This window comes from Acanthopleuribacter pedis, assembly GCF_017377855.1.
Classification (GTDB): domain Bacteria; phylum Acidobacteriota; class Holophagae; order Acanthopleuribacterales; family Acanthopleuribacteraceae; genus Acanthopleuribacter; species Acanthopleuribacter pedis.
The window spans coordinates 184,674-207,991 of the sequence record NZ_JAFREP010000016.1; the positions used below are offsets into that span (position 1 = coordinate 184,674).

At 57.5% G+C, this 23,318-nt stretch carries 19 protein-coding genes and 1 pseudogene; 5 read left to right on the plus strand and 15 right to left on the minus strand.

The annotated features are described in order from the left end of the window. Positions 1–112 precede the first annotated feature (112 nt). Positions 113–253 (minus strand): annotated as a pseudogene (locus J3U88_RS35345) (pentapeptide repeat-containing protein); the annotation flags it as partial. A 142-nt stretch (positions 254–395) separates the two neighbouring features. Beyond that, positions 396–1,742: a GGDEF domain-containing response regulator gene (locus tag J3U88_RS17600; protein ID WP_207860245.1), complete on the minus strand. Its 1,347-nt coding sequence runs from the start codon at positions 1,740–1,742 to the stop codon at positions 396–398. Positions 1,743–2,085: 343 nt separating this feature from the next. Here J3U88_RS17600 and folP point away from each other — a divergent pair, with 343 nt between their 5' ends. Continuing rightward, positions 2,086–2,955 (plus strand): dihydropteroate synthase, encoded by an 870-nt coding sequence (folP, locus tag J3U88_RS17605; RefSeq protein WP_207860246.1) that lies wholly within the window; start codon positions 2,086–2,088, stop codon positions 2,953–2,955. Positions 2,956–2,961: 6 nt separating this feature from the next. On the opposite strand, the gene J3U88_RS17610 is transcribed toward folP, so the two are convergent. The 3 genes from J3U88_RS17610 to J3U88_RS17620 all read right to left on the minus strand — a co-directional run bounded on the left by J3U88_RS17610 (position 2,962) and on the right by J3U88_RS17620 (position 5,133). Next, the gene (locus J3U88_RS17610) at positions 2,962–3,519 is read right to left on the minus strand and encodes an RNA 2'-phosphotransferase (protein ID WP_207860247.1); all 558 of its coding nucleotides are present in this window, start codon (positions 3,517–3,519) and stop codon (positions 2,962–2,964) included. A gap of 262 nt (positions 3,520–3,781) precedes the next feature. Beyond that, positions 3,782–4,591 (minus strand): hypothetical protein, encoded by an 810-nt coding sequence (locus tag J3U88_RS17615; protein WP_207860248.1) that lies wholly within the window; start codon positions 4,589–4,591, stop codon positions 3,782–3,784. Beyond that, entirely contained in the window at positions 4,591–5,133 is a 543-nt protein-coding gene (locus J3U88_RS17620; protein ID WP_207860249.1) for a hypothetical protein, read from the minus strand. The genes J3U88_RS17615 and J3U88_RS17620 overlap by 1 nt, the downstream gene beginning before the upstream one ends. Positions 5,134–5,820: 687 nt before the next feature. On the opposite strand from J3U88_RS17620, the gene J3U88_RS17625 reads away from it, so the two are divergent. From J3U88_RS17625 to J3U88_RS17635, 3 genes are all read left to right on the plus strand, one after another. Continuing rightward, positions 5,821–6,141 (plus strand): PqqD family protein, encoded by a 321-nt coding sequence (locus J3U88_RS17625; RefSeq protein ID WP_207860250.1) that lies wholly within the window; start codon positions 5,821–5,823, stop codon positions 6,139–6,141. Between the two features lie 37 nt (positions 6,142–6,178). Then, on the plus strand, positions 6,179–8,056 hold the full coding sequence (locus J3U88_RS17630) for an asparagine synthase-related protein (RefSeq protein ID WP_207860251.1): 1,878 nt from the start codon (positions 6,179–6,181) through the stop codon (positions 8,054–8,056). Positions 8,057–8,379: 323 nt separating this feature from the next. After that, positions 8,380–8,547 (plus strand): hypothetical protein, encoded by a 168-nt coding sequence (locus J3U88_RS17635; RefSeq protein ID WP_207860252.1) that lies wholly within the window; start codon positions 8,380–8,382, stop codon positions 8,545–8,547. 6 nt (positions 8,548–8,553) lie between these two features. Here J3U88_RS17635 and J3U88_RS17640 read toward each other — a convergent pair whose 3' ends face one another. The 10 genes from J3U88_RS17640 to J3U88_RS17685 form a co-directional block, all read right to left on the minus strand. Next, positions 8,554–8,757, minus strand: coding sequence for a hypothetical protein (locus J3U88_RS17640; protein ID WP_207860253.1), 204 nt, complete (start codon positions 8,755–8,757; stop codon positions 8,554–8,556). Between the two features lie 277 nt (positions 8,758–9,034). Then, entirely contained in the window at positions 9,035–9,412 is a 378-nt protein-coding gene (locus J3U88_RS17645; RefSeq protein WP_207860254.1) for a metalloregulator ArsR/SmtB family transcription factor, read from the minus strand. 60 nt (positions 9,413–9,472) lie between these two features. Then, complete coding sequence (locus J3U88_RS17650) at positions 9,473–10,135, minus strand: glutathione S-transferase family protein (protein WP_207860255.1); 663 nt, start codon at positions 10,133–10,135, stop codon at positions 9,473–9,475. A gap of 31 nt (positions 10,136–10,166) precedes the next feature. Continuing rightward, positions 10,167–10,604, minus strand: coding sequence for an SRPBCC family protein (locus J3U88_RS17655; RefSeq protein WP_207860256.1), 438 nt, complete (start codon positions 10,602–10,604; stop codon positions 10,167–10,169). Between the two features lie 359 nt (positions 10,605–10,963). After that, positions 10,964–12,787 (minus strand): ribonuclease catalytic domain-containing protein, encoded by a 1,824-nt coding sequence (locus J3U88_RS17660; protein WP_207860257.1) that lies wholly within the window; start codon positions 12,785–12,787, stop codon positions 10,964–10,966. Between the two features lie 388 nt (positions 12,788–13,175). Then, complete coding sequence (locus J3U88_RS17665; RefSeq protein ID WP_207860258.1) at positions 13,176–13,703, minus strand: OmpH/Skp family outer membrane protein; 528 nt, start codon at positions 13,701–13,703, stop codon at positions 13,176–13,178. 344 nt (positions 13,704–14,047) lie between these two features. Then, on the minus strand, positions 14,048–16,732 hold the full coding sequence (locus tag J3U88_RS17670; protein WP_207860259.1) for a serine/threonine-protein kinase: 2,685 nt from the start codon (positions 16,730–16,732) through the stop codon (positions 14,048–14,050). 3 nt (positions 16,733–16,735) lie between these two features. Next, positions 16,736–17,395 carry an ECF-type sigma factor gene (locus J3U88_RS17675; protein ID WP_207860260.1) on the minus strand — a complete coding sequence of 220 codons (660 nt, stop codon included), beginning with the start codon at positions 17,393–17,395 and terminating at the stop codon, positions 16,736–16,738. 619 nt (positions 17,396–18,014) lie between these two features. Next, positions 18,015–18,791, minus strand: coding sequence for a glucose 1-dehydrogenase (locus J3U88_RS17680; protein WP_207860261.1), 777 nt, complete (start codon positions 18,789–18,791; stop codon positions 18,015–18,017). A gap of 333 nt (positions 18,792–19,124) precedes the next feature. Continuing rightward, complete coding sequence (locus J3U88_RS17685) at positions 19,125–21,701, minus strand: DNA translocase FtsK (protein WP_207860262.1); 2,577 nt, start codon at positions 21,699–21,701, stop codon at positions 19,125–19,127. Between the two features lie 548 nt (positions 21,702–22,249). Here J3U88_RS17685 and J3U88_RS17690 point away from each other — a divergent pair. Next, entirely contained in the window at positions 22,250–23,305 is a 1,056-nt protein-coding gene (locus J3U88_RS17690) for a YeiH family protein (RefSeq protein WP_207860263.1), read from the plus strand. The last annotated feature ends 13 nt before the right edge of the window (positions 23,306–23,318 follow it).

The window sequence follows — 23,318 nt, forward strand, 5'->3', positions numbered from 1 at the left end:
CGCATTTCTCACAAGGGATTCTGCTACGGGGCAAATCATGCGATTCCGAGGGGGCGGCCTTCCGCGGGGCGGCCTCCCGCATTACTCCGTTGAGCCGCCTTCGCCTCAGCTGCTACGCCGAATGGTCGGACCCCGATAGGTCGGACCCCGAATGGTCGGACCCCGAATGGTCGGACCCCGATAGGTCGGACCCCGATAGGTCGAACCCCGAATGGTCGGTCCCCGAATGGTCGGACCCCGATAGGTCGGACCCCGATAGGTCGGACCCTTATGCCGTCTCTCGGTCGTAACCTTCGTAATCACAAGGCTTTCAGCTTCTCGCGACGAACCCTTGTGAGAAATGCGGGCTACAGGGCCGGCGTGCGCTGATTAGCTTTGGGTCAAAACCCTTTCGATCAAATACCTTCACCCATAAAGTGATCGCTGGGTAGGGGCGCGTCCCCTTCGTCACTTGCCTCGGCCGCGGCTTGTAAATGTTCCGGGAAGGGGTTGTTTTGGGCCATGCAAACGCGGTTGCGGCCGTTGCCCTTGGCTTGATAAAGCTGCTGGTCGGCTTCTTGAATCATCGATGTTAGGTCGGGTCCCAGGAAGGTGCAGACCCCGATGCTGACACTCACGTGCAGGTTGCCCTGTTCGCTGGGGATCGGCGTGTCTTGTACTTTTTTGCGCAGCTTGTCGAAAAGGGTGAAGGCTTGGTTTGGGGCCAAGTTCACACAGGCGATGCAAAATTCTTCGCCGCCGAAACGCGCGATGATATCGCTTTCACGAAAGAACGCTTCCAAAATTTGGGCAATGCCGCGCAGTACTTGGTCGCCTGCCTCGTGGCCGTAGCGGTCGTTGACCTTTTTGAAGAAGTCCACATCGATCATGGCCAGGGTTAAGCTGAAATGGCGGCGCGCACAATTGGCGTACCATTTTTGAACCGAACGGTAGAAGAATCGGCGGTTGTAGAGCGAGGTCAGGTAGTCACGGTTGGCGTTTTCCTGGATTTCCTGGGTGGTCTCCCACATTTCAATGTTTTGAATCAAGCGACACTGGAATTCTTCACTGGTGAAGGGTTTTTGCAAAAAATCGTTGGCGCCGCTTTTGAGAAAACGCGCCGAGTTCTTGCCTTCCGACTGGCCGGAAATCCCAATGATGACGAGATCCTGGCGCGCATAGGTTTTGCGCAGTTGTGCACAGAGATCGCCGCCGTTGCCGTCGGGCAAGATGTAATCCACGATGACCAGGCGGATTTGGCGGTTTTTGGAAAGTATGCCTGTCGCGGCCCCGGCATTGTCACATTCAAATACCTGGAACTGCAGAATGTTGAGGTGATCGCAGATAATGCGCCGTGCCGCGGCGGAGTCATCGATCACCAACACGCCGATGGCGGGATTTCGTTTGAGCCGAATCAACAACCTGACGAGGTAATCCACCTCGTGGAGGTTTTTCTTGAGGAGGTAATCGACGACCCCCATCTCGATGTAGCGGTCTCGAACAAGCTCGTTGTCTTGGCCGGTAAAGATCACAACCGGGATCTGTTTCGCTTTGACCATCGGAACGACTTCACCGTTGGGTGCGTCGGGAAGCTGGAGGTCAAGCAAGGCGGCAAAATACTGACCCTCTTGACTTTCGAGTAACTTGGCGGCCTCAGCCATTGACGGGGCGATCTCAACTTCATAACCAAGCTTTTTGACGATGCGGTGCGCCAACATTCTTGCGATCACGCGGCTGTCTTCGACCAGTAAAATTTTTTCCAACGAGGCGCCTCCCGTGGTTTGGGTGCCTGGGATGGGTTGTCCGTCCTGGATTCGGGCACCGAACGCGCGGTGATGAAGCCTGTCTTCGGTGCCGAGCGACCGTTGATTCCCACGCCGTGGCTGAGCTATGCCACGGTCCTTTCGGGGAATATGCGGTTGATAGATGTGTCTCACTAATGACCTTACACTATTCTTCGGTATTATTTCCTATTCATTTAATTTCACTTGCATATCCGGCGGTTGCCCCGAGGGGCCGCGCTTGCTCCCGCAACGGGGTTATGCCAAGATGCACGACACAATCGCTTTTGCGGGAGAAACCGGCTTCAATCCGGGGAGGTACGTGATGGAATGGTGCTGCGGTTCTTTTCGGTTGGACTTAACGCGTGGACCGCTTTTGATGGCGATCATCAATGCGACGCCCGACAGCTTTTCCGACGGTTATCCCGATCCCGAACGGGCCTGTGCGCGGGCCGAACGCCTCGTGGCCGAGGGCGCCGATATTTTGGATGTCGGCGGTGAAAGTACCCGGCCCGGTGCTGAAGCGGTCCCCGCGGCGGAGGAAATCGCGCGGGTGGTGCCGGTGATCGAACGCCTGGCGGATCGTTTCGCGGTGCCTATTTCCGTCGATACCCAAAAAGCGGCCGTGGCCGAGGCCGCGGTGGCCGCCGGCGCTTCGATTGTCAACGGGGTTTCCGCCAGCTTGGATGTTGCCTCGATGAAAGGGCTGTTGCAGCGGTACGACGTGGGTTATGTCGCCATGCACATGCGGGCGCGCCCGGCGGTCATGCAGCAAGCGGTTCATTACGACGATGTGGTGGCCGAGGTCACCGATTCCTTGGGTAAGGTGCGTGATGAACTGACCGAGGCCGGGGTGGCGTCGCGGCGGGTGTTGTACGATCCCGGCATCGGGTTTGGCAAAAAGTTGGCGCACAACCTTGCCTTGTTGCGTGCCGCGCCGTCCATGGCCGACGCTTTGGGGCGGCCCCTGTTGATGGGCATTAGCCGCAAATCCTGGATCCGCGATCTGTTTCATCGCGACATGGACAAAAGCGCCGCCTCGCTGGAATGGCGCGACGCGGTGACGGCGATGGCTTCGCTCCTGCTGCCTTTTCCCGCGGTGGCGGTTCACCGCGTTCACCAAGTGGAATGGCTCAAAGCCGGCCTGACCCTGCGCGAGGAACTCGGCGAAACCGCCCCGGTTTTGTCGGAATAAGTGTCGCTACGGGGTTTCGTCCTCGCGTTGAAGGTACCGGCTGGGCACCTCGTCGGTCAGCCAGACGCCGTTGGCCGAACAAAAGAAGGTGTAGCCGTCGGCGGCCATGGCGGCGCTGTCCACCACGAGCATGGCGAGTTTGCCATGACGCCGCCCGACCGCGTCGGCGGTGCGCCGATCCGGAGACAGATGCACGTGGTGGCGTTTGGCCCGTTGGATGCCGTCCCGGAGGATGCCGGCCACGTTGCGGGTAGCGGTGCCGTGGAACAGTCGGGCCGGCGGCTGTTGGGGTTCAAGCTTGAGGTCGACCTTGACGGAATGGCCTTGGTTGGCGCGAATCCGCGTGCCGTCCTCGCTAAAGGCGAAGCGTTGTTTGTCGTTGTCGGCGACAACCCGGTGGAGTTGGTCAAGGGTGGGGGCTTGGCGTCCGTAACGCGCCCAATGTTCGAGCAAGGTGTCCACCGCGACCCAGCCGTTGTCGTCCAGGGTGAGGTTCAGGGTTTGCGGTTGGTGGCGGAGCACCAGGGAGAGAAACTTGCTGGTCCGTTTTGCATTAAAAGACATGGTTTTTCCTTTGTCAGGTGAACCGCGAGGTGCAAAGCGCGGCAGGCGAGGGTGCCGCGGAACGGGTTGTCACAACACAGGCGGGCTCCTGTGCTCTGATAACCGTTTCAACGGCGGGTTCAGCCGAATGCCTGTTTTCATGGCGCGGTTCAAAGATGGGATCACCGCGAAAAGCGGCGTAAGTGTCGTTTTGACACAACCGCAATCTAGGTCATTGTGTTGCCGGATGCAAGTGAAAAGTGTGTTTTTTACACAGTGTCGCTCAGAATGAATTCGCCGTGTAATACACCGCCGGGAAAAAGGTGAGCCACGCCAAGGTGAAATCCTGAATCGCCAACAGCCACGCGTTGACCACGTGGAACAGGAGCAGCCCGCACAGAACCGCCACCACAACGTTTGGCGGTAGGAACAGTACCAAGGGCGCGACCAGCTCAAAAGCGATCACCGTCCAGGCCGCCACGTGGCACCACGGCGCCTGGCACAGGCCGCGCGTCGCGGCGAGATCACGCAAAACGCCTACCTCGTGAAGTTGGCCGAACACCTTGCCGCCGCGCCAGTTTGCGTCGACCACCTTGGCTAGGCCGCCCGTTGCGTAAGAAAGCAACACCATCGCCGTAAGGAACCACAGACAAAGGTGGGAAACCTTTTCGTCGGGAAACCACCAGGTACCGAGATGGACCAGGGCGAGGCTACCCCATAACAGCATGTGCATTTGGTCGTTGCCGTTGACCGCGAAGGGATCCTGGCGCCATTTCCACAGCAGGGTAAGGCAAAACAAGGCCGTGCAAGCCAGGGCGCTCGCGGCGGCCGGCAGGGAAGGCCACATCGTGAATCCGGCAAGGATGACCCGCAGCGCTAACTGAACGAGCACACCGTGGTAGCCGACCAGCGGGGTTACCGCTTCCGTGAGACGCGGTCGCCGTCGTTTGGCCGCGCGCAAGCGCAGGACCGACCAGGCCAACAAGCCGGGTTCCCGAAACAGCTTTGCCTGGGACAGCCAGCCGAGGGCGACTTGGATGGTGGACAAGGCGCCCAGCCAGGTTGTCCATTGGAGTGCCGTCGTCGCGTCCATTAGCGCGTTTCCCGGACCGAAAGGGATGGAGAACAAAAAACCACGGTAAAGGATGGATTGGCGGCATTCACCGGGGCGCGCTGCAGGCGAAAACGGACTTGGGTCGCGCCCTGCCGCGCCGCCTGTTCTCGGCAAAAAGCAGACAAGGCCGCGTAGGGCGTCCAGAGCAGGGCCCGTTCGTGGTGTTCGGTAACCGGTACCTTTTCGGCGAGTTCAATGAGGCCCACCACGTAGGCGGTCACCAGGTGATCGCGGCGACTCGCGCTGTTCCAAAGTGGGGTCCACCAACTGAAGCTGTTGTAGGCGGGGAGGGTTTGCCAGTGGCGGCCCTCGGGATCGTGGCTCACCTGGATGCGAATAATGGATTCGGTTTCGCTAAAAAAACGGAAACCGGGAATCAGACCGAAGGGGTCGCGGCGGCGCAGGGCACGGATCATCCGGTGCCGTGGGAAAAGTTGCGCCGCGAGCGAAACGAGAAACCAGCCCGACCAAAGCGCGGTACAAACGAGGGTCCAGGGTGCTTGGGAAAAAGGAAGCGCCATAGGCGAGCGACTGCCTCCAAAAAAACAAATCATGGTTGGATCGTGCGCTGAAACTAACCGATTCACGGGGACGCGTCAATGGTGGTGAGTCGGCTGATTTTGGGCGAAGGCTCGAATTCTATGAATTGCTTGATGGCGGTGAGGGTGTGGGCTTGGATTGAAGAACGGCTTTGATTCGTGAAACCCGGGGTGACTTGTAGTACTCGAGGATAATTAGTAATATGCGGTATTTTTTGGGGGAACTGAATATCAGGGTGCTACTAAATTGTAGGTGTTGTGGTAAAATTCCGAAACCCAATCACGAAAAACCAACCTATGGAAACGAAACCACCATGGTCGTGGTCCCGGAACCGCCGTGGTAATTGAGGAGTTGTTTGATGGACTTTCCCACCCAACCGAGCCCGGATCGGACCCCGACGAATCGAGCCACATCGGCGAATTCCGGCAAAAAGCCCTGGGTTAAACCGGTGCTGATTCGCGAACCGGTTAAAAATACCGCCACAACCCTCGGTCCCTCGGTCTTTGACAGTTCGCTAACGAGCTAGCCCGCAACCATGAACCGGTACCACCTACGCCACCGGCAGGTTTCCGGTTGAACCCAACGCCCATGAAGTTTTGACGGCCGCTTCCGCCGGTTTTTGCTCGGGTGGCAGTTGCCGAGCGGCGTTTCGCGGAATCTGAGGGACTATGACTGAGCCCGGCCTTAGCGACTATACCTTACTGATGCGTGCCGACGCGGCGGTATGGACGCAAAACGGCCAACAATTGTTTTTCTTTGATACCCGTCAAGGGATGTATTACGGCACGGAGGCGGTCGGCACCCGTCTCTGGGAGTTGCTGGCGGAACCCCAAACGCCCGCGGAACTGTACCGACTTTTGGCTGCCGAATATGAACTTGAACCCGAGTTGTGGCGGCGTGACGGCATCACTTTTCTTGAAGAAGCCGTTTCCGTCGGTATTTTGGAGAAGCGCACACCGGTGCGTGGCGAGGATGGGTTGGTGCCGTGAAATCGAATCTCTTCTTAGGATCTCACCGAGCGGCGTTATGTTTGTCGGCGTTTTAGCCAAAAAGGCCGATTACCGGGCCGATCATTTGCTGCGCTTGATGCTGGCAGGGTCGGCTGTTCCCGCCACGACCTCATTCCACGAGGGTGACTTTGCCGCCGCACTGAACCCGGTCGGACGCATCGATGCCTTCCAAGACGATGCCGGTGTGGTCGTGCTTGGTTCACTGTTGCCGACCCGGCGCGCCGATTTGTCGGCCGCTTGCCGGCTCCCTGAAACCACCTCGGCGATGGGTTTGGTTGCCGCCGCTTACCGCCGCTGGGGCCCGTCCTTTGTCGAACATCTTGCCGGCGAGTTTGCTCTGATCCTTTGGGACCCCGCGCGGCGGCGGTTGATTTTGGCCCGTGATCGGCTCGGTTTGCATCAACTCTATGTGGTCGAAACGACCGACTTGGTCGCCGTTGCGTTTCAACCCCAACCCTTGTTTGCGTTGCCCGGTGTGACCTGGGCGTTGGACGAGGCCTTTTTTGCCGATCATTTGGCGCTGTTGCTGCCGCCCGGCGACCAGACTTTTTATCGGGACGTGCGCCGGCTCGGCGCGGCCGAGGTCAAGATTTTTGAGGAAGGAAGGGTGCAGACGCGGGTGTATTGGGAACCGAATCGCGAGCCGTTGAACCCGCTTACCCGCGAGGAAGCGCACGAGGCCTTTCGCGAGTTATTGCAGCGTGCGGTGGTTACGCGGCTTGATCCGGCAGGTGTCACCGCGGTTTTTCTCAGTGGCGGCCTTGATTCCACCGCGATCACCGCCGCGGCACTGGCCTCCAGTGATCGGCCTGTCTTGGGTTTGTGCAGCGTGCCGCCGGAAACCTTTCGCTACCGCGATGCGCCGGGTTGGGAACCGGAGGAGCGCCGCTATGTAACCGCCTTAAAAAACCGTTATCCGCGCTTGGATTTACACTGTGAAGTGACGGAACGGTTGCACCCATTTGCAGGCCTCGACGCTTATTTTGAAGCGGTGCCGCTGCCACCGCACACGCCCAACAACCGGCCGTGGATGGCGGCCCTTCTACAACGGGCGCAAACCGCCGGCGCGGGCACGGTGATGGTCGGTCAACTCGGCAACTTGGCCATGACCTTCGACGGCCAGGGTTATGTGCCGGATTTGGTGTTCCAGCGGCGCTGGGGTGCCTTGTGGGGCGAGTACCGCAACCGGATCGGTTCGCGGCGGGCTTGGTTAAAGTCGGAACTGGTGTGGCCGCTGATGCCGCACCGGGCCAGGCAATGGTTTCGGCGGGTCAAGCACGGCCAGGTGTTTTCGCCGCTGGGTTTTTCCGCCGTCGATCCCGATTTGGCGCGACGCGTCGACCTGGAAAACCGTTACCGCGATCAGATGAAATTGGCCGCCAGGGATTGGGGTGTCTACGATCCCGAATGGGTTTGGTACGGGCTGCGCCTTTACGCCGCCAATGTGTCGACCGTGTGGGCCCCTCTGGCTTATCAACAGGGGGCCGCGTTTTGTGATCCCAGCGCCGATGTGGACTTGGTCAATTTTTGTTTGCGCTTGCCGCTGTCGTACCATCAACGGGCCGGCCGCAAGCGCTTGCTGGTGCGCGAGGCCATGGCGGAACTGCTGCCCGCCGAAATTGTGCAGCGGCAAAAGCGCGGGCGCCAATCGCCCCACCTTTTGAGTTACTGTCGCTCGATTTACGAGGAACTCTGTGCCGCCTACCAACGTTATGCGCGGTTGGAGGTCACCGCCGGGTGGATTGATTGGCCGCGCGTCGGTGCGGCGCTACCGCGTTTGGCCGGCGATCAGGCCGGCTTTGGTGATGTGTTGTTTGTGTTGCGTGCGCTCACCGCCGCTGCATTTTTAGAATGGCACCAAGAGCGCGCCGGGGTCGCGGAAACCGTTAACTAGGGTGTTTTTTTCTAGCCCGTATTTTTCACAAGGGTTCGTCACAAGAACTGAAAGCCTTGTGAGTACGAGGCAAAGCGCCGGAAGCTTGGAGGCAAGCCTTGCCGAAATAGGTTTAATGGTTGGTTGTGTAAATAGTATATTGGAAAGTAATTAGATTTTGCATTGAGTTTTAATAAAAATATACTTAGGTAAATCCCTGATCAAGCAGTAGATAACAACTGGTGGTGTCGTTTGTTCATTTGCGCGAGCTTGCAAAAAGAATTGAAAAGTTGAAGTTTGTAGAAAGATGACCCCCGTGGATTTGTGTACGTGAAGGATGGGTAATGGGCAATGAAGAAGAAATTCAGAAGAAGCCGTTATCGCCTGAGGAAGAAAAACGTCTGAGTGAAGGTCTTAAAAAAGACCATGTCGTCCATCTGGTTCTGTCGGGTCACGAAAACAAAGTGGTGATCTACAAGAATAGTCGAAAGCTGACCATTGAGCTGGATTAAAAGCGCTTAAAGAATGACCAGCTTGTGCGGATCGCTGCCGTCGGGGTTGGCGGTGATGATGATTTTTCCGCTTGCCATCTCTTTTTCGATGAAGAGGAAAAGCTTTAGCGCTTTGCGAACAATCTCAGCATTGGAGCGGTTGCTGGAGTTCGACTTGATTTCTTGGAGATCTGACTTCTCTTCATCGCTTAGCGTGACTTGTAAATTCATGGTCACCTTTCCGTGGGCAAGTCTTGTGCTAGGAAAAGGCGCAAGAATTGCATAGGGAATTAGGAGGTCCCCGTTAGGATAGGGGATTGGAACATGTGTCAAATTTAGGTTTTTTTAGAAAAGAAATCAAACTTATAAGGAAAAAAACATGGGTTCTTAATGCTTCTTATATAAGGTGTTGGATTTGAATTGTTTGTGGGATGCTCTTCATTTGAGCGGCTTTAAGCATTGGCCGGCAACCTTTGCGTAGTTAGAAAAAGGGTGCTGGAACGGAACCCTACGAATCGTTATCCGGCATTGACGGTGGGTTTTCCTCTTGGGTTTTGGCCAGGTAGTCGGCGAGGGCGTCGAAACGGGATTCCCAGAACTTTTGGTAGAAGGTGATCATGTCACCCGCCGGCGTGAGTGCTTCCGGGCGCAGGTCACAGCGGAAAATGCGCCCTTCTTTTTCCTTGTGAACCAGGCCGGCCCGTTCCAGGATTTTGAGATGTTTGGAGATCGCCGGCAGGGACATTTGGTGCGGTTCCGCCAGCTCGGAGACGGTGCGGGTGCCGCTGCACAAGGCCGACAAGATGGCGCGGCGGGTGCGGTCGGCAAGGGCGGCGAAAATGAGGTCGAGTTGTTTCTCTTCTTGCGGCGTACGCGGTGGTTTCACAAGGATCCCTTCGTTGGTGGTGGGAGGCCTCCCGAGGTTCATGTTCGGGAGGCCCTGATCTTATGCCGAGGCTGCTTGACTGAGCAAGTGTTCCCACATTTGGTCGCGAGCCGCGACCGCATCGGCGATGATTGGGTTTTTCAGCATGGTTTCACGCCAGCCCGCCCAGCCCGTGAAGGTGTCGAGGGGACTGCCGCGTTTGGCCAGTTGAGCGCAGCGGTGGAGCAGATCCAACTCGAACAGGGCGGTTAAATCGGCAATGGTCATCTGTTCGCCCGCGATGTAGGGGGCGAAGGCGCACACTTGGGCGGTTGCGGTGATGACTTTGCCGGCCTCGGCAAGGGTGGCATCGATGAAATCAGCCTCGGCCGGGGCGCCGAAGAAACAAGGCTTGATCAATTTGGCGGTGTGTTGGAAGCCGTAGAGGTTGAGCAGTTGGTGGATTTGCAGGGCGCGGCCCGCGGCAAAGGCGTCGGCGGGGAACAAGGCCGGCTCGGGTTGCAGGCGTTCGGCGTACAAAGCAATCGCCAGTGATTCGCTCATCGCGCCTTGATCCGTTTGGATGCAGGGGATTTTGCCAAGGGGGGACATGGCCAAAAAGGCCGGTGTTTTTTCGTTTGGGTGCAGGGGAATTTCTTCAAAAGCGAGCCCTTTCAGTTGCAGCGCGACTTTGGCGATGTTGTAGAAGTTGCTGGCGGGAACGCCGTGTAATTTAATCGTCATAAGGTTCATTCCTCCGTGTGATTTGTGCCGCTTAGGGGGCTGGTGCATCCGCTGTTTGTTTGGTGACGAAATGGGCCAGGTTCTCGAAACAACCCTGCCAACCTTCGTTGTGTTTTTCGCGTGCATTTTCAGTAGCCAAACCTTGGTGAACCAGGGTTAAGCGGGTTTGCGCACCCAGATCTTCGAACGAAACCGTTACCAGCGTGTCACTGACCGAATCCGAGTTCCAGGTGAAGCTGATACGGCGCGCTTCGACGATGTCGCGGTATTCGCCGTGATGGGGAAAGGCCTGCCCGTCTCGACCGCGCATATCGAGACGGTAGCGACCACCGACACGGAAATCGCAGGTCGCGGTACAGAGCATGTCGCCGGGAAAAAACCAGCGGCTCATCATCGCGGGATCGCGCCACGCTTGAAATACAAGGTTGACCGGGGCGTCGAAGACGCGGCTCAGGGTGATATCGCTCATGGTGGGAACCTCCAAGGGGATGATAGTTAACCGATAGGTTAAGTATAGCGATGAAGCAGCGCGTTGCAAGCTAAAACTTAACTAGTTGGTTAAATAAATGCTAAGTGATTGACTGTGCTGTGTTTGTGCAATGCATTAACGCATGTAGCCGGTATTCACAGAGGCGTCTTACGCTTGTTGAAGACAGGGTTTCGAAAAGAGGGGAGTCCCTGCTTTTTACGCGGGCCAGGTGTCCGTGGTTCTGAAGTGGTATGACTTTTTATCCGTACATTGATCGATAAATATAAAACAACAAAGGCCGCGCTTAAAAAGCGCGGCCTTTGTTCGGAACCGGCATCCCTGTCATGAAAAAATCTGGGCTAGCTGTTTTCCATGCGTAACCCGATGCTCTGGTCGGCGAGGTTGATGTGCGCCACCGACAAAGGGATTTCCGTGTTCATCGGCCAATCGCCTTGGAGCGTAATGCCCGAATCCAGGGCCAACTCGGGAATCAGCACCGTGTAGCGTTTGTCGCGCTGGTCGACCAAGACCCCCAGCCCCCGCCAAGCCTCACGCCGTTTCAGATAAAGCAGCAACCAGTGGCGGTTGGAGAGTCGTTCTACCTGGCGTAAATGGCCGGTAACGGCCTCGCTGGCGCCGACCCGTTCGGTCATTTGCTGGTCGTTGAGAATGGGTTCTCCCCGCAAAAAGGCGCGTAACTGTTGGTGGACCACCAGGTCCAAGTAGCGGCGCAACGGACTGGTGGCGCGCGCGTAGCTGTCCAAACCCAGGCCGGAATGGGGTTCGGCCACCCCTTTGATTTGGGTGCGCTTGAATTTCTTGCGGTAGCCAAACATCGCGGCCATGTCCTCGGGCGTTTCGTTGGCGTCGGGCGGGGCTTGGCCGGCAAAAGCAAAGGGGATTTGGTGTTCGATGGCGAATCGGGCCGCCGCCTCGCCCGCGATCAACATGGCGTCGGTCACCATGTCGCGGCTTTTGAGGGACGCAACCGGTTTGATGCGAATTTCGCCGTCCACCACGTTGATTTTCACCTCGGGCAGGCTGATGTTGGCGGCACCGCGCTCAAAACGCCGGGCTCGGTAACGTTCGGTGATCGCGGCCATCTCGGCAAAGGGCGCTTCATCCATGCGCCCGTTCGCTTGCTCGTAACTCAGTCGCGTCACCTTCACCCAACTGGGTTTGATCTCAATGTCCTCAATCTCCCCGTGCTGGTTGAGCACTACCCCGAACGACAGCGCGGGGGAGGTTTCCGTCAAACCCAGCCCCAACAAATCGGTGGCCGTGGTGGGCAACATTGGGATGGTTTTTTCCGGCAAGTACAGGTTGGCGCCGCGGCTGCGTGCCTCAAGGTCGATATCACTGTCGGGCTTGATGATCGCGGCCACATCGGCCACATGGATCCACAAACGGTTGCCGTCGATGCTGATGGCGTCGTCCGGGTCTTTGTTGCCCTCGTCATCAATGGCAAAGGCCGGCAGGTGGGTGAGGTCGAGGCGGTCCTCCTCGGGCAGTTCGGGCAAGACCAACTCGGGCGCCTCGGTGGGCAGGCTGAAGCGCACCGGGTAGGGATTTTTGGTTTCATCCCACAGGCCGAGCTTGAGCAATAAGTGGTGGGCCGCTTCTTTGGTTTCCTGCAGACCGAGCTGTTGCAGGATTTTACTGCGCGGGTTTTTGCTGAGCGCAACCAGCTCCACACTTTTGAGTTGGGTGTGATCCTCGGGAAGGATGCGGTTCTCGCGCACGCGGCTGATGAACGCGCTCCAGGCTTCCTCCGCCTCTTTTTTGGCGGCGCGTTCGGCTTTGTCGCGGGTGACCTTTTCCTCGGAACGCGCTTCAATAACGCCCGGCGTGCCCACAAAATACAAACCGTCTTCCACGATTTGCCAGGTCGACCAGGCCGTGACCGGCGTGTACTCCGAGAAAATGAGTTCGGTTAATTCCGCCAAATCCGTGCTTTCCCCCAGCAACAACCCCCAAGCTTCCTCGAGGTTGGCTTCCTGGGGTTCGAGCTGAGCAAAGCTGTGCAACGGGCCGGGGTGCAGGCAAACGATGTCCTTGGGACGGACTTTTTGGGCTTTGCCATTTTCGGTTTTGATTTCCACCTTCTCGCCGACGGAAAGGACCCGGGCAGGGCCGTTTTTGTAGAGGACCAAGGCGTGGGGAGCGAGCGGCGGGGTGGGCATGCAAACCTCTTTCGTTGGGTCGGGTCAAATTCGCAAGATGGGCGCAACCGCGCGGCGCGGCCGACGGGCCGGGGTTGTTCTAAAGGAATCGCGATGCCGCGTGGGGTGTGGCCGTCGCGACGCGCGTCCGAATACGCCGTTTTGCGCGCTATTTTACCTGAGCCCGCATAGAACAGCGAGGGGTTTTGTAGGACAAGCCCCTCGCGATGCGGGTGAAAATGCAAAAGAAACCAGATGAATAGGTTCGGAGTCGTCTATTGACCCTGTCCCTTTGTGCGAATTGGTGCCGCGACGGACGCATCAAACAAAAACCCGCATTCCATAAAGCCGATAAGCTTTGAGAAATGCGGGTTTCCTGGGTGAATGAATACCGGGGTGCCGGTACGGCTTACATTTTGTTGAGTTCGTCAATGACCTTTTGCGTCAAATCAACGCGTTTGTGGGAGACCAACACCAAACCGTCGACGCGGTTCAGGATCAAATCGAAGTCGCCTTCTTTTTGGATTTTTTCCAAGACGGGACCCAGTTGTTTTTCAATCGCGGCCAGACCTTCCGCCTGCATGCTTTTGCCTTCGTTGCTTTTGTCGGTCTCGAAACGCTTCAGGGCGACGCGAATGTCGTCCAGTTGTTTCACCAGTTCGTTGCGTTTATCCGCGCTGAGGGATGCACCTTTTTCCTGCAATTCTTTTTGCACGCTAATGGCGCCGTCGGTCATTTTTTGACCTTCGCTGGTGATTTTGGAACGGAATGCGTCAATTTTCTTTTGCAGGGCTTTGCCCGCGTTGGAATTGAGAACCGCGTAATCGAGATCGACCACACCGATTTTTTGGACCTGCGCGTGGCTGAAAGGAACCAACACAAAGGCGGCTGCCAAACACAAGCCGATAAAACGGGAAGATGGGGCGAAAAGGGACATGATAGGTGCTCCTGAACAAGTTGATCGTCCACATAAAAGGGGCGGACGCTTCACAATGGGTGAAGAAAAAGATGGGCGGTGTTGCACGCCGGCTAGGGTAGGGGACGCGAACGGAGCGCGCGCCTTGTGGATAAGCGGTCGCGCGATCAACCGAGGAATGACTTAGGTTGATAAAGTTGAAAAACGGATCGGCGTCCTCCGTGGTTCCGGCCGCGCCCCGCGGGGTCGGCCAAAAGTTGAGCGCGGGGCGCTTGAGCGTCCCGGTCCCGTGCGTTTGACGAGACCGGGTCATCATAAGCGATTGTGTCCAAGATTGCCAGCCGTGAGACGGCGGAAACGCGTGACTAAGGGCCGTCAACCCCGGCGCTGTTTTGTACGAAATCGGTGTTGGTGGAAGCGCCGCCCTGGACCCGTCCCGTGTTGACGATGCTGCCGGAAAGACCCGGGTCTTGGGTGATGTCCGGCTCGAGTTCGTCCGGGTCCTCTTGGCTTTCAAGATCTTGGCGCCAGTGGATTACCTCGGGGTGCTCCACTTCTTGAAGGTCGCCGGTTACTTGGTCCTGTAGATCTTTAAATTCTTCGGCCTCATCGGTCCGCCCTTGGCGGTTCAGCAGACCGACCAAGCTGCTCATGGTGGCGACGGCCGCCGGGTCCTGAGCGCCGCCCGCGGCGGTGCGCCAGCTAAGGGCTTGGCGGTAAAGGTTTTCGGCTTCTTCGACTTTATCTTGTTGTTCCAACAAACCGGCCAAGCGTTCGGCACTGGCGATCGTGGCCAGGTTGCGTTCGCCGAAGGCTTGCAAGCGCAGGCGCATGGCGGTTTGGTAGTAATCCTCCGCTTCGACCAGTGCGTTCATTTTGACGTGAACCCGGCCCAACCCGTCGTAGATGCCGGCGGTTGTCTGAGGCAACACCTTGCCGCGTTCGTTCTGTAAGGAGAGCATGTGGCGGTAAATGCCGACGGCGTGTGTGAAACGCCCTTGGCTTTCGTAGGTTGAGGCGAGGCTTTGCATGCTGGGCATGAGCTTTTCGGGATTGCCGCCGTGGTAGGCGTAGCGGTTGTTGAGCGCGCGCCAGCGCAGTGAATCCGATTCCTCGAAACGGTTTTGGCTTTCCAGGTTTTGGGCCAAGCTGTCCATCGCGGCCGCGACCGCTTGTTGTTCGTCGTGTTGGGTGCGAATCGCAAGCGCGGCACGCAACGCCGACTCACTGTCGTGAACCATCCCTTTTTTGCCAAGCACATCGGCCAGACCCATGTAAATGTCGGCCACCGCGGTGTGTTGGTTGCCGTGCTCGTTAATCGCTTGATCCAAGGCCTGACGGTACAGGCTTTCGGCTTCGTCGTAACGACCTTGCGAACTCAGGGCCCAGGCCTCGTAATCCATGCGCATCGCGCTGTCTTCGCCGGGCGCGGCGAAAGCGCCGACACCGCCTGATTGCAGTGCCGTGCTGTCGCGGTGTGACAGCGCCTTTTGGGCGTTGTGCGCGGTACCGGTTGGATCGTACTGAAACGAAGTCGGCCCCGCATGCCGGGTTTGGATCTGATCCTGACTCAAGACGTCGTCACGACCGGGCTTCGGCTGATTCGATGTCGATGGTACCGGTAAACCGGGAGTCTCGGGGGTTGCCGTTGTCGCGCCATCAGGGCCGTTACCCGCGATCCAAAGCGGCCGTGTTTCCGGGCTTGTGATCGGCTGTTCGCCGGGTTGGCCGAGGAACAGGTGTTTGAAAGCCTGCAGCAAGCCCGCGGACGACGTTCTCACCTCACCGGGCACTTGCTGGATGCGCACGTTTTTCTGGGCGTACTGCAGCACCGCCACGCCGGAACCGGCCATCATCGCCGCTGTCAAGCCCGCGCGAGCCAGGTGACGACGGTTTTTGTGCCACATTTTTTGGAAGTTGTAGAAGCGTTGCTGGCGCCGAGCTGTCACCGGACGACCTTTGGCAAAGTGGTCCAAATCTTCCAGCAGGGCTTTGACGTTGAGATACCGTTCTTCCGGCTTCTTGCGCAGCATTTTGAGGATGATGCTGTCGAGATCGCCGCGCAAGGTGCGGTAAAAACTCCGGCGCTCCCGTTGGGTGTAACGCGCCGTCTTGCCCTCGTGGGGGCTCTGTTCCAAAACCACCTTGCTGGGAACGGGTGGTTCTTGTTCACAAATGACCTGATGGACCGTCACCGGTAAGCGATCCTTAAAATAGTAGGGGCGCCGTTCGGTCAGCAATTCAAAAAGCAACACGCCCAGGGAGTAGATGTCGCTGGAGCGGGTGACACGGATGCCGGTCGCCTGTTCGGGGCTGGCGTAGTCGGGTGTCATAAAGCGGCACTGGCTGTTGGTCGCCGTTTCGACACCGTAAGGCGTGGCCTCGGTGTGTTTGGCGATACCGAAATCGAGTAGTTTGGGGGTGCCTTTTTCGTTGACAAGAATATTACCGGGTTTGATGTCGCGGTGAATGATGCCGCGGTCATGGGCGCAGGCAACCGCCTCGCAGACCTTGGTAAACAGGTCGATGCGTTTGTAAAGCGAAAGGTGGTTCTGACGGCAGTAATCGACAATCGAGGTCCCTTGCACGTACTCCATGGTGAAGTAGGGCCGTTTGTCCTCGGTTTCCCCCGCGTCGAAAAGTTGCGCGATGTGGGGATGCTGTAAATTGGCGAGTGTCTGGCGCTCGCTTTGGAACCGCTGCTGCAGTTCGTCGCTGTCCAGTCCTTTTTTGAGGACCTTCAGTGAAACAGAACGGGTAATTGGGTAATCTTGTTGGGCGAGAAAAACGCTGCCCATACCGCCCTCGCCCAAGGTGCGCACAATGCGAAAGGGGCCCACGAAAGATCCCGGCGTAAGGTCCTCGTCATACAAGCCTTTTTCGATGAAGTCGAGGCCGCCGCAGGAAATGGAAATGCGCGACATCACCTGGTTGCGAAGATCGAGGTCGTCGCCGCACTGCTTGTCCAAAAAGACGGCCACATGTTCGTCGGGCACGTCCATGGCGGCGTCCAGTAACTGCATGATTCGTTGTTCTCTCGCTAGGTCCATAAGTTACCTCTCAACCTCGAAGGGGTCGGTCTGGTCGATTGAATCTTGGTAGTTACCGTGTTTTAGCTCGTGGGAGAGCCAGTGTTTGGCGGTTTCGAAGTCGCGTTTGATGGTGCGGGTACTTACTTCTAAAACGACCGCAATTTCTTCAAACTTTAACCCTGTGAAAAAACGAAGCTGGATTACTTGCGCTTTACGTGTGTCCACATTTTCAAGTTTCTTTAGCGCTTGGTGTAGGGCGATCAGGGTTTCGGGTTCGATGGCGCTTGGGGCGTCTTGGTTAAGGGCTTCTTCGAGCGGGAGGTGAACCCCGCCGCTGCCGCGTTTTTTGCTCAATTTGGCGCGAGCGTGGTCGATTAAAATACGCCGCATCAGTTGGCAGGAAGCGCGGAAAAAATGTTGACGGTTGGCGAAGTGGAATTGTTCGCGGTTGATAAGGTTGACGTAAACCTCGTTCAGTAATGCGGTTGGTTGCAAAGTTAATGCCGCCGACTCTTTACGCAAGTAATACCGAGCGGCCTGGTGCAGATCGCGGTAGACCAGCGGGATGAGTTGGTTGATGGCTTCGGGATCGCCACTGTTCCAGCGGGCCAGCAAACCGGTAATAGGAACCTGCGGCGCTGCTTCCATCGGCGTTGGGTTCTGGGTCGGTTTGTCGTCCATGGGGTTCAGGGATCCTTTCCGAAATAAATCGAGATGTTGCATCCAAACGAAGCCGGAAATTAAGTGATCCTACTTCCTAAAAGCACGAAATCACTAAATTACCTATCAAAAAAATGCAGGTTGCGGGGTTTTGTCCCGTCGGGGTGCGATGCCAAGACAGCCTCGCAACCGAATCAGTTAAACAATGAAGGGGGGGAGACAGAAACCAAAAAGCACCGCCGGAAACCCGGGAAATGTTGTGGGGCGGTGAGGCGATTTGGCGGTCTAGGACACCCAATAGATGGCGTCATTCTATGTAGAAAGTGACCGAAATGCAAAACCAAATTGAAGAAAAGGTAAAAATAACTATTTTTATACCCTCATTGGAGGGCAATTAGGATGACACGGGAAAAAACGGCCGGGTTTGGGAGCGCCGCGGCGCCCGTGAAGAAGGCGCGAACATGAAGCCCCTGGCGGGTGTCCGTGTCATGAAAACGGGGCGAAATTAGCGGGCGAGCACGCAACCAAACAGAACGCCGAACGAACCAACGCCCCACCCACGGCTTTTTCAAGATCACCCCGCGCCGATGCCGGGCGACGGACGGGTTCCCGACCAAGCTGGAACCCATCCCCGCTTTATTTAAATAGTAAAGCCGCCGTCCACCGTGTACACGCCGCCGGTGCAGTAACCGCCCGCGGGGGAGGCCAGCATCAGCGCCAGCGAGGCTACCTCGTCCGGTTGGGCGATGCGGCCCAGCGGCAATTGGCGTTCAAAGGCTTCGCGGTGTTCATCGTTTTGCCATAAAGGCTTACTGAATTTGGTTTGGATTAGGCCGGGACAAATCGTGTTGACGCGAATGTGGTTTTCGCCCCATTCCTTGGCCAACACCTTGGTCATGCTGATCAGTGCCGTTTTGCTCATGCTGTACACGCCCAGGCCCGCCTCGGGCGAAATGCCGCCCACGCTGCTGATGTTGATCACGCTGCCGCCGCCGCGCTCGCACAGGATCGGATAGGCTTTTTGGCACAGTTCAAAAGGTGCGCGCACGTTCACCTTCATGATTTTGTCAAAAATGGTCAGGCTGGTGCGAACCGCGGGACCGAATACTGGGTTGGTCGCCGCGTTGTTAACCAAAATATCGAGGCCGCCGCATTGTTCCACGACCGCATCGATTAAGCGGCCCGCCTCGTCGTCGCCGCCCATTTTTGCGGCAATTGCGGTGGCTTGCAGACCTTCAGCGCGGAAGGTTTCGGCGACCGCGTCGACCGCGGCCTGTTTGCGGCTGGACACGACCACGTGGGCGCCCGCCTGGCCCAAGGCACGGGCGATGGCTTCGCCGATACCTTTACTTGCGCCCGTAATCAGGGCGACTTTTCCGGTTAAATCAAAACGTTGTTGCAAGGCTGCTTGCGTCACGGTGACTCCTTCTTTCATTCACGGATGAGTAGCCCGCATTTCTCACCTGAAGTTCTGCTCCGGCGTTGAAATTGCTGCGATTACTTCGGTTACTCGGTTGCACCGTTGCAAAGCAACGGTGGGACAGCCTCGACGGTGCGCTGCTACGCCGAATGGTCGGCCCCGCTGCGTTTTCCTTCGGTCGTAACCTGTGTACTCACAGCGATTTCAACGCCTCGCGACGAATTCTGGTGAGAAATGCGAGCTAGAACGCCGCCATTGTAACCCAAGTCGCCTAACTAGCCCGCGGTTCTCACAAGGATTCGTCGCAGAATTCCTCGTGAGAATTGCGGGCTAACGTGCCTGGCTGTCGACCCCGTCGAAGTAGTCGGAGGGCACCAAAATATCGCGAGCCTTCGATCCCACGTTCGGACCGACGATGCCGTCGTCTTCCATCATGTCGACCAGCTTCGCCGCGCGGGCGTAACCCAAGCCGAGCTTGCGCTGGAGGTAGGACACGCTTGCTTGGCCGCTGCGCACCACCAAACGCGCCGCCTTGTCGTACATTTCGTCCGTGCCTTTGCCTTTGCTTTTGCCGCGGCCTTTGGCTTTGCCGTCTGAAGCATCCGCTTCCTGTTCCTGCTCCACCGATTTGAGGATTTGGTGGTTGTAAATCGGCGTGCCTTGGTTTTTGAGGAAACGCACCAGGTCCAAGACCTCGGTTTCCGAGATATAAGGCGCGTGGATCCGCACCAAACGCGCGGTGCCCGGACCCAAAAACAAACCGTCGCCTTTGCCCAACAGCGATTCGGCGCCGTTGGTATCGAGAATAATCCGGGAATCGTTGCGCTGGGCCACGCGGTAGCTGAGGCGCGAGGGCAGGTTGGACTTAATCACGCCCGTGATGATGTCGACCGAGGGGCGCTGCGTCGCCAGCACCAGGTGAATCCCGATGGCGCGGGATTTTTGTGCCAAACGGGCGATGGATTCCTCGACCTCGCCGCGCGCGACCATCATCAGGTCGGCAAGCTCGTCGATCAGCACCACGATCAGCGGCAACACACTGGGTGGGTCGGCGCCTTCAATCGCTTCGATCTCGCCCGCCTGGGCCGCCTTATTAAACAGTTCGAGGTTGCGGAACTTATACCCAGCCAGCAGCTTGTAGCGTCGTTCCATTTCGCCGACCGCCCATTTCAAGGCATTGGCCGCCTCGTTGGGGTCGATCACCACCGGCGTCAGCAGGTGGGGAATGTCCGCGTAAATGCCCATTTCGACCATCTTGGGGTCGATCATGATCAGCTTGACCTCGTCGGGTTTGGCACGCATCAGAATCGAGCAGATCATGGCGTTAATCCCCACCGATTTACCCGAGCCGGTTTGGCCCGCGATCAACAGGTGCGGCATTTTGGCGAGGTCGGCACAGAAGGGGGTGCCGTCAATGGTCTTGCCCAGGGACAGCAACAGCTTGGACTTGCTTTTGGAGAAGGTGTCCGATTCGATCATTTCACGGAAGGTGATCAATTCGCGTTTGTCGTTGGGTACTTCCATCCCGATGGAAGAGCGGCCCGGCATGCGGTCGATGCGAATCGATTCGGCGCCCAGTGCCAAACAGAGATCATCGCTCAGGTTGACGATTTTGCTGTATTTGATGCCCGCGTCGGGGCGGAACTCGTAGGTGGTAACCACCGGACCCGGGTGGATCTCTTTCATTTGGCCGGTTACCGAAAATTCCGCCAGTTTTTCTTCCAACGCTTTGGCTTTGGCCACCAGTTCGGCCTCGTCGATGCGCATGTCGGCATTGGCTTTGTTAAAGAAGTAACTGTTGGGGTAAACCCAGTCGCCCTCGATTTCCTGCACAAACTGGAACGATTCCTGGGTGTTTCCCGGCGTTTGTTTCATGGGGTTGACCACGATGCCGTCGGTCTGTTTGGGTTTTTTGGTGGGGGTGACTTGGTGGCTCGGATCCACCGCGGCCGGTTCTGATTCCGGCATTTCTTCAAACTGTTCGTCGAGCGCCAAGGCGTCCAAATCTTGCGAACGCACCTCAATGTCCGCATCGTCGTATTCCGGTTCCGGCCCGTCGCGCAGCAGATCGGGATCGGCCGCCAGCAGCATCGGATCCTCGCGTTCGGGTGCCAATTCGTGTTGGGGTTCTGGTTCTGGTTCTGGTTCGTTGGCGGCCATTTTCTTGAGTTCGCGGCGGATGATGCGTTGACGCGATTGTTTTTCGCGGTAGCCTTCCCACAGGGCACGCGCCATTTCCGCCAGGCCGCCGAGAAATCCTTGCAAGCGCCAAAACCCTTGCAGCAGACGCATGCCGATATCTTGTAAACGCAGTTGGGTGGCCACCAAAAAAGCCAGCGAAGCCGTGCCGAACAAAAATAGATAGGTACCGAAGGGGTTGAGGTAACCGCTGAAGAAGTGCCACATCTCGACCCCGACCAGGCCGCCGGGCATGGTGGAAGCGCCTTCGATCAAGATCGGGCTAAAACTACCCAAAAAGGTTTGCACCACAAACAGAATGGTGCCGCTGCCGACGATTTGAAAAAACCAGTCCTCGACCTTGCGGGAGCGGATGCACAGGGAACCCAAGTACATCGCGGTGAGCGGGAACATAAAGCTGCCGAACCCGACCAACTGATAACAGAAGGCCGCCACATTGGCGCCAACCCGACCGATCAGGTTGTCGGGAATGTGTTTGGAGGTACCTTCCTGGAGGAAGGAGGGATCGTTGGGGTCGTAGGAAATCAGCGTGAGCAGCCAGGCGATGCCGATGAGAATGGCAACAAAACCAACCCCGTCCCGCCAGATGGAGGGATCCTGGTTGCGTTCTTTTTTGGCCTTGCGGCGGCGTACCGTTTTGCGGTGCTCCTTAAGGCTTTCAGTCGCTTCGCCGGTTTCGTTGTCAAGATCCTTGGTCGCACGTGTCAAAGTGATACCCCGTTTTTTTCGCAGCAGTCCAGTTAAAAACATGCATGAATCGCGCCGGATCTACCGTGCCGCGTGAAGCCCCGTGCGCCAAGGGCCGTCCCCGTGTCTCTCGGCTGTATACCACCCGGACCGTCGCCCTGATTCGAGGTGCGATGCGTTGCGGGTCAAAGTTTCCGGGGCGGGGACAGATCGTTGGCGGATAGCGCCCCAAATCCTTGGCGGAAGCGTGCTTTTTTGAGCGCTTTTTTAACCCAATCGTTCGACCCGAAACGGACGATTCACGGCGGCGCAATCACACAAATTGTTGGGCTGCAACGCTCAGTGAACATGCTCACCGTACTTTATTAAGTACGCTTCCGCTTTTCTCTAGCCGTTTCGCCTCAATCCTTTGCGCGATTTCATCCACCTGAATCGACCTTTTCAGGTTATGCTGCCTATGCCGCGCGTGTCGTCTGGGGGGATGACGCGATGCGAGACGGTCTGATTCCAAAGGAGTTCTCTTTGGTTTGCGTCCGCGTGACGCGCTGACATCGATTTGGGGGGCCTTCATGTCCAATGAAGGAACAGGCATCCGTGCAACCCTGCCCGGGCTGGGTCTGGTTGTCGGCATCGCCGTATTGATTCGCGGGGTCCACGGGATCCTGCCCGACGCCGTGGCCACCGTCTTGGGCGAGGCCGTGCTCGGCATGGCCGTGGGTTTGGCGCTCGGCAATTTTTTGACCTTGCCGGCCACGCTGGAGCCTGGCATTCGCACCGCCTTCGGGACCGTGCTCAAACTGTCCATCATCTTGCTCGGGGCGCGCTTGTCGCTGCAACAGATCGGCCAAATCGGCGGCGACGTTCTGATGCTCATCATCGGCCTCATTCTCACCGCCCTCGCGCTCACTTGGCTGCTCTCACGCTGGGCGGGGATTTCGCCGAAATTGGGATTGCTGATCGGGGTGGGGACCTCGATCTGCGGCAACACCGCCATCACCTGTACCGCGCCGGTCATCGCCGCCCGCGACGAGGAAGTTTCCTTTGCGATTGCCACCAACACCTTGTTTGGGACACTGGCCGTGTTTTGCTATCCCTTGCTCGGTCACATGCTGCACCTGTCCGAACCCTTTTTCGGCGTTTGGGCCGGCACCGCCGTGAACGATACCTCGCAGGTTGTCGCCGCCGGTTTTAGTTACGGCACCGTCGCCGGCGAATTGGCGACCACCGTCAAACTCACCCGCAACGCCCTGATGGCTTTTGTGATTGTTGCTATCGGGCTGCTGGTTAACGGTGGCGGCGCAACCTCGCCGTGCGGCAAGGTCAGCCTGTTGGCGAAATTCCGTAGCGCGGTACCCGGTTTCGTTATCGGGTTTCTGGTGATGACGCTGGCCAACACCCTCGGTTTCTTCGACCTTCTTTCCGATCAGCTCGGCCGCAATGTGGTCGGGGATTTTACCTGGGTCGCTAAGTTTCTGATTCTCAATGCCTTAATTGGGGTGGGTTTGAACACGCGGTTTGACAAGCTAAAATGTCTGGGTTGGAAACCCCTGGTTATCGGATGCGCCGCCTCCCTGGTTTCGGCGGTCGCCAGTTTTAGCTTCATCCGTTGGGTGCTTCATCTATAAACCACGAGGAAAA

Bases quoted from the DNA above. Each gene is read 5' to 3' on its own strand.
- folP (WP_207860246.1), top strand. From the start codon at position 2,086: ATGGAATGGTGCTGCGGTTCTTTTCGGTTGGACTTAACGCGTGGACCG.
- J3U88_RS17610 (WP_207860247.1), bottom strand. From the start codon at position 3,519: ATGTCTTTTAATGCAAAACGGACCAGCAAGTTTCTCTCCCTGGTGCTC.
- J3U88_RS17615 (WP_207860248.1), bottom strand. From the start codon at position 4,591: ATGGACGCGACGACGGCACTCCAATGGACAACCTGGCTGGGCGCCTTG.
- J3U88_RS17620 (WP_207860249.1), bottom strand. From the start codon at position 5,133: ATGGCGCTTCCTTTTTCCCAAGCACCCTGGACCCTCGTTTGTACCGCG.
- J3U88_RS17625 (WP_207860250.1), top strand. From the start codon at position 5,821: ATGACTGAGCCCGGCCTTAGCGACTATACCTTACTGATGCGTGCCGAC.
- J3U88_RS17630 (WP_207860251.1), top strand. From the start codon at position 6,179: ATGTTTGTCGGCGTTTTAGCCAAAAAGGCCGATTACCGGGCCGATCAT.
- J3U88_RS17635 (WP_207860252.1), top strand. From the start codon at position 8,380: ATGGGCAATGAAGAAGAAATTCAGAAGAAGCCGTTATCGCCTGAGGAA.
- J3U88_RS17640 (WP_207860253.1), bottom strand. From the start codon at position 8,757: ATGAATTTACAAGTCACGCTAAGCGATGAAGAGAAGTCAGATCTCCAA.
- J3U88_RS17650 (WP_207860255.1), bottom strand. From the start codon at position 10,135: ATGACGATTAAATTACACGGCGTTCCCGCCAGCAACTTCTACAACATC.
- J3U88_RS17655 (WP_207860256.1), bottom strand. From the start codon at position 10,604: ATGAGCGATATCACCCTGAGCCGCGTCTTCGACGCCCCGGTCAACCTT.
- J3U88_RS17660 (WP_207860257.1), bottom strand. From the start codon at position 12,787: ATGCCCACCCCGCCGCTCGCTCCCCACGCCTTGGTCCTCTACAAAAAC.
- J3U88_RS17665 (WP_207860258.1), bottom strand. From the start codon at position 13,703: ATGTCCCTTTTCGCCCCATCTTCCCGTTTTATCGGCTTGTGTTTGGCA.
- J3U88_RS17670 (WP_207860259.1), bottom strand. From the start codon at position 16,732: ATGGACCTAGCGAGAGAACAACGAATCATGCAGTTACTGGACGCCGCC.
- J3U88_RS17675 (WP_207860260.1), bottom strand. From the start codon at position 17,395: ATGGACGACAAACCGACCCAGAACCCAACGCCGATGGAAGCAGCGCCG.
- J3U88_RS17690 (WP_207860263.1), top strand. From the start codon at position 22,250: ATGTCCAATGAAGGAACAGGCATCCGTGCAACCCTGCCCGGGCTGGGT.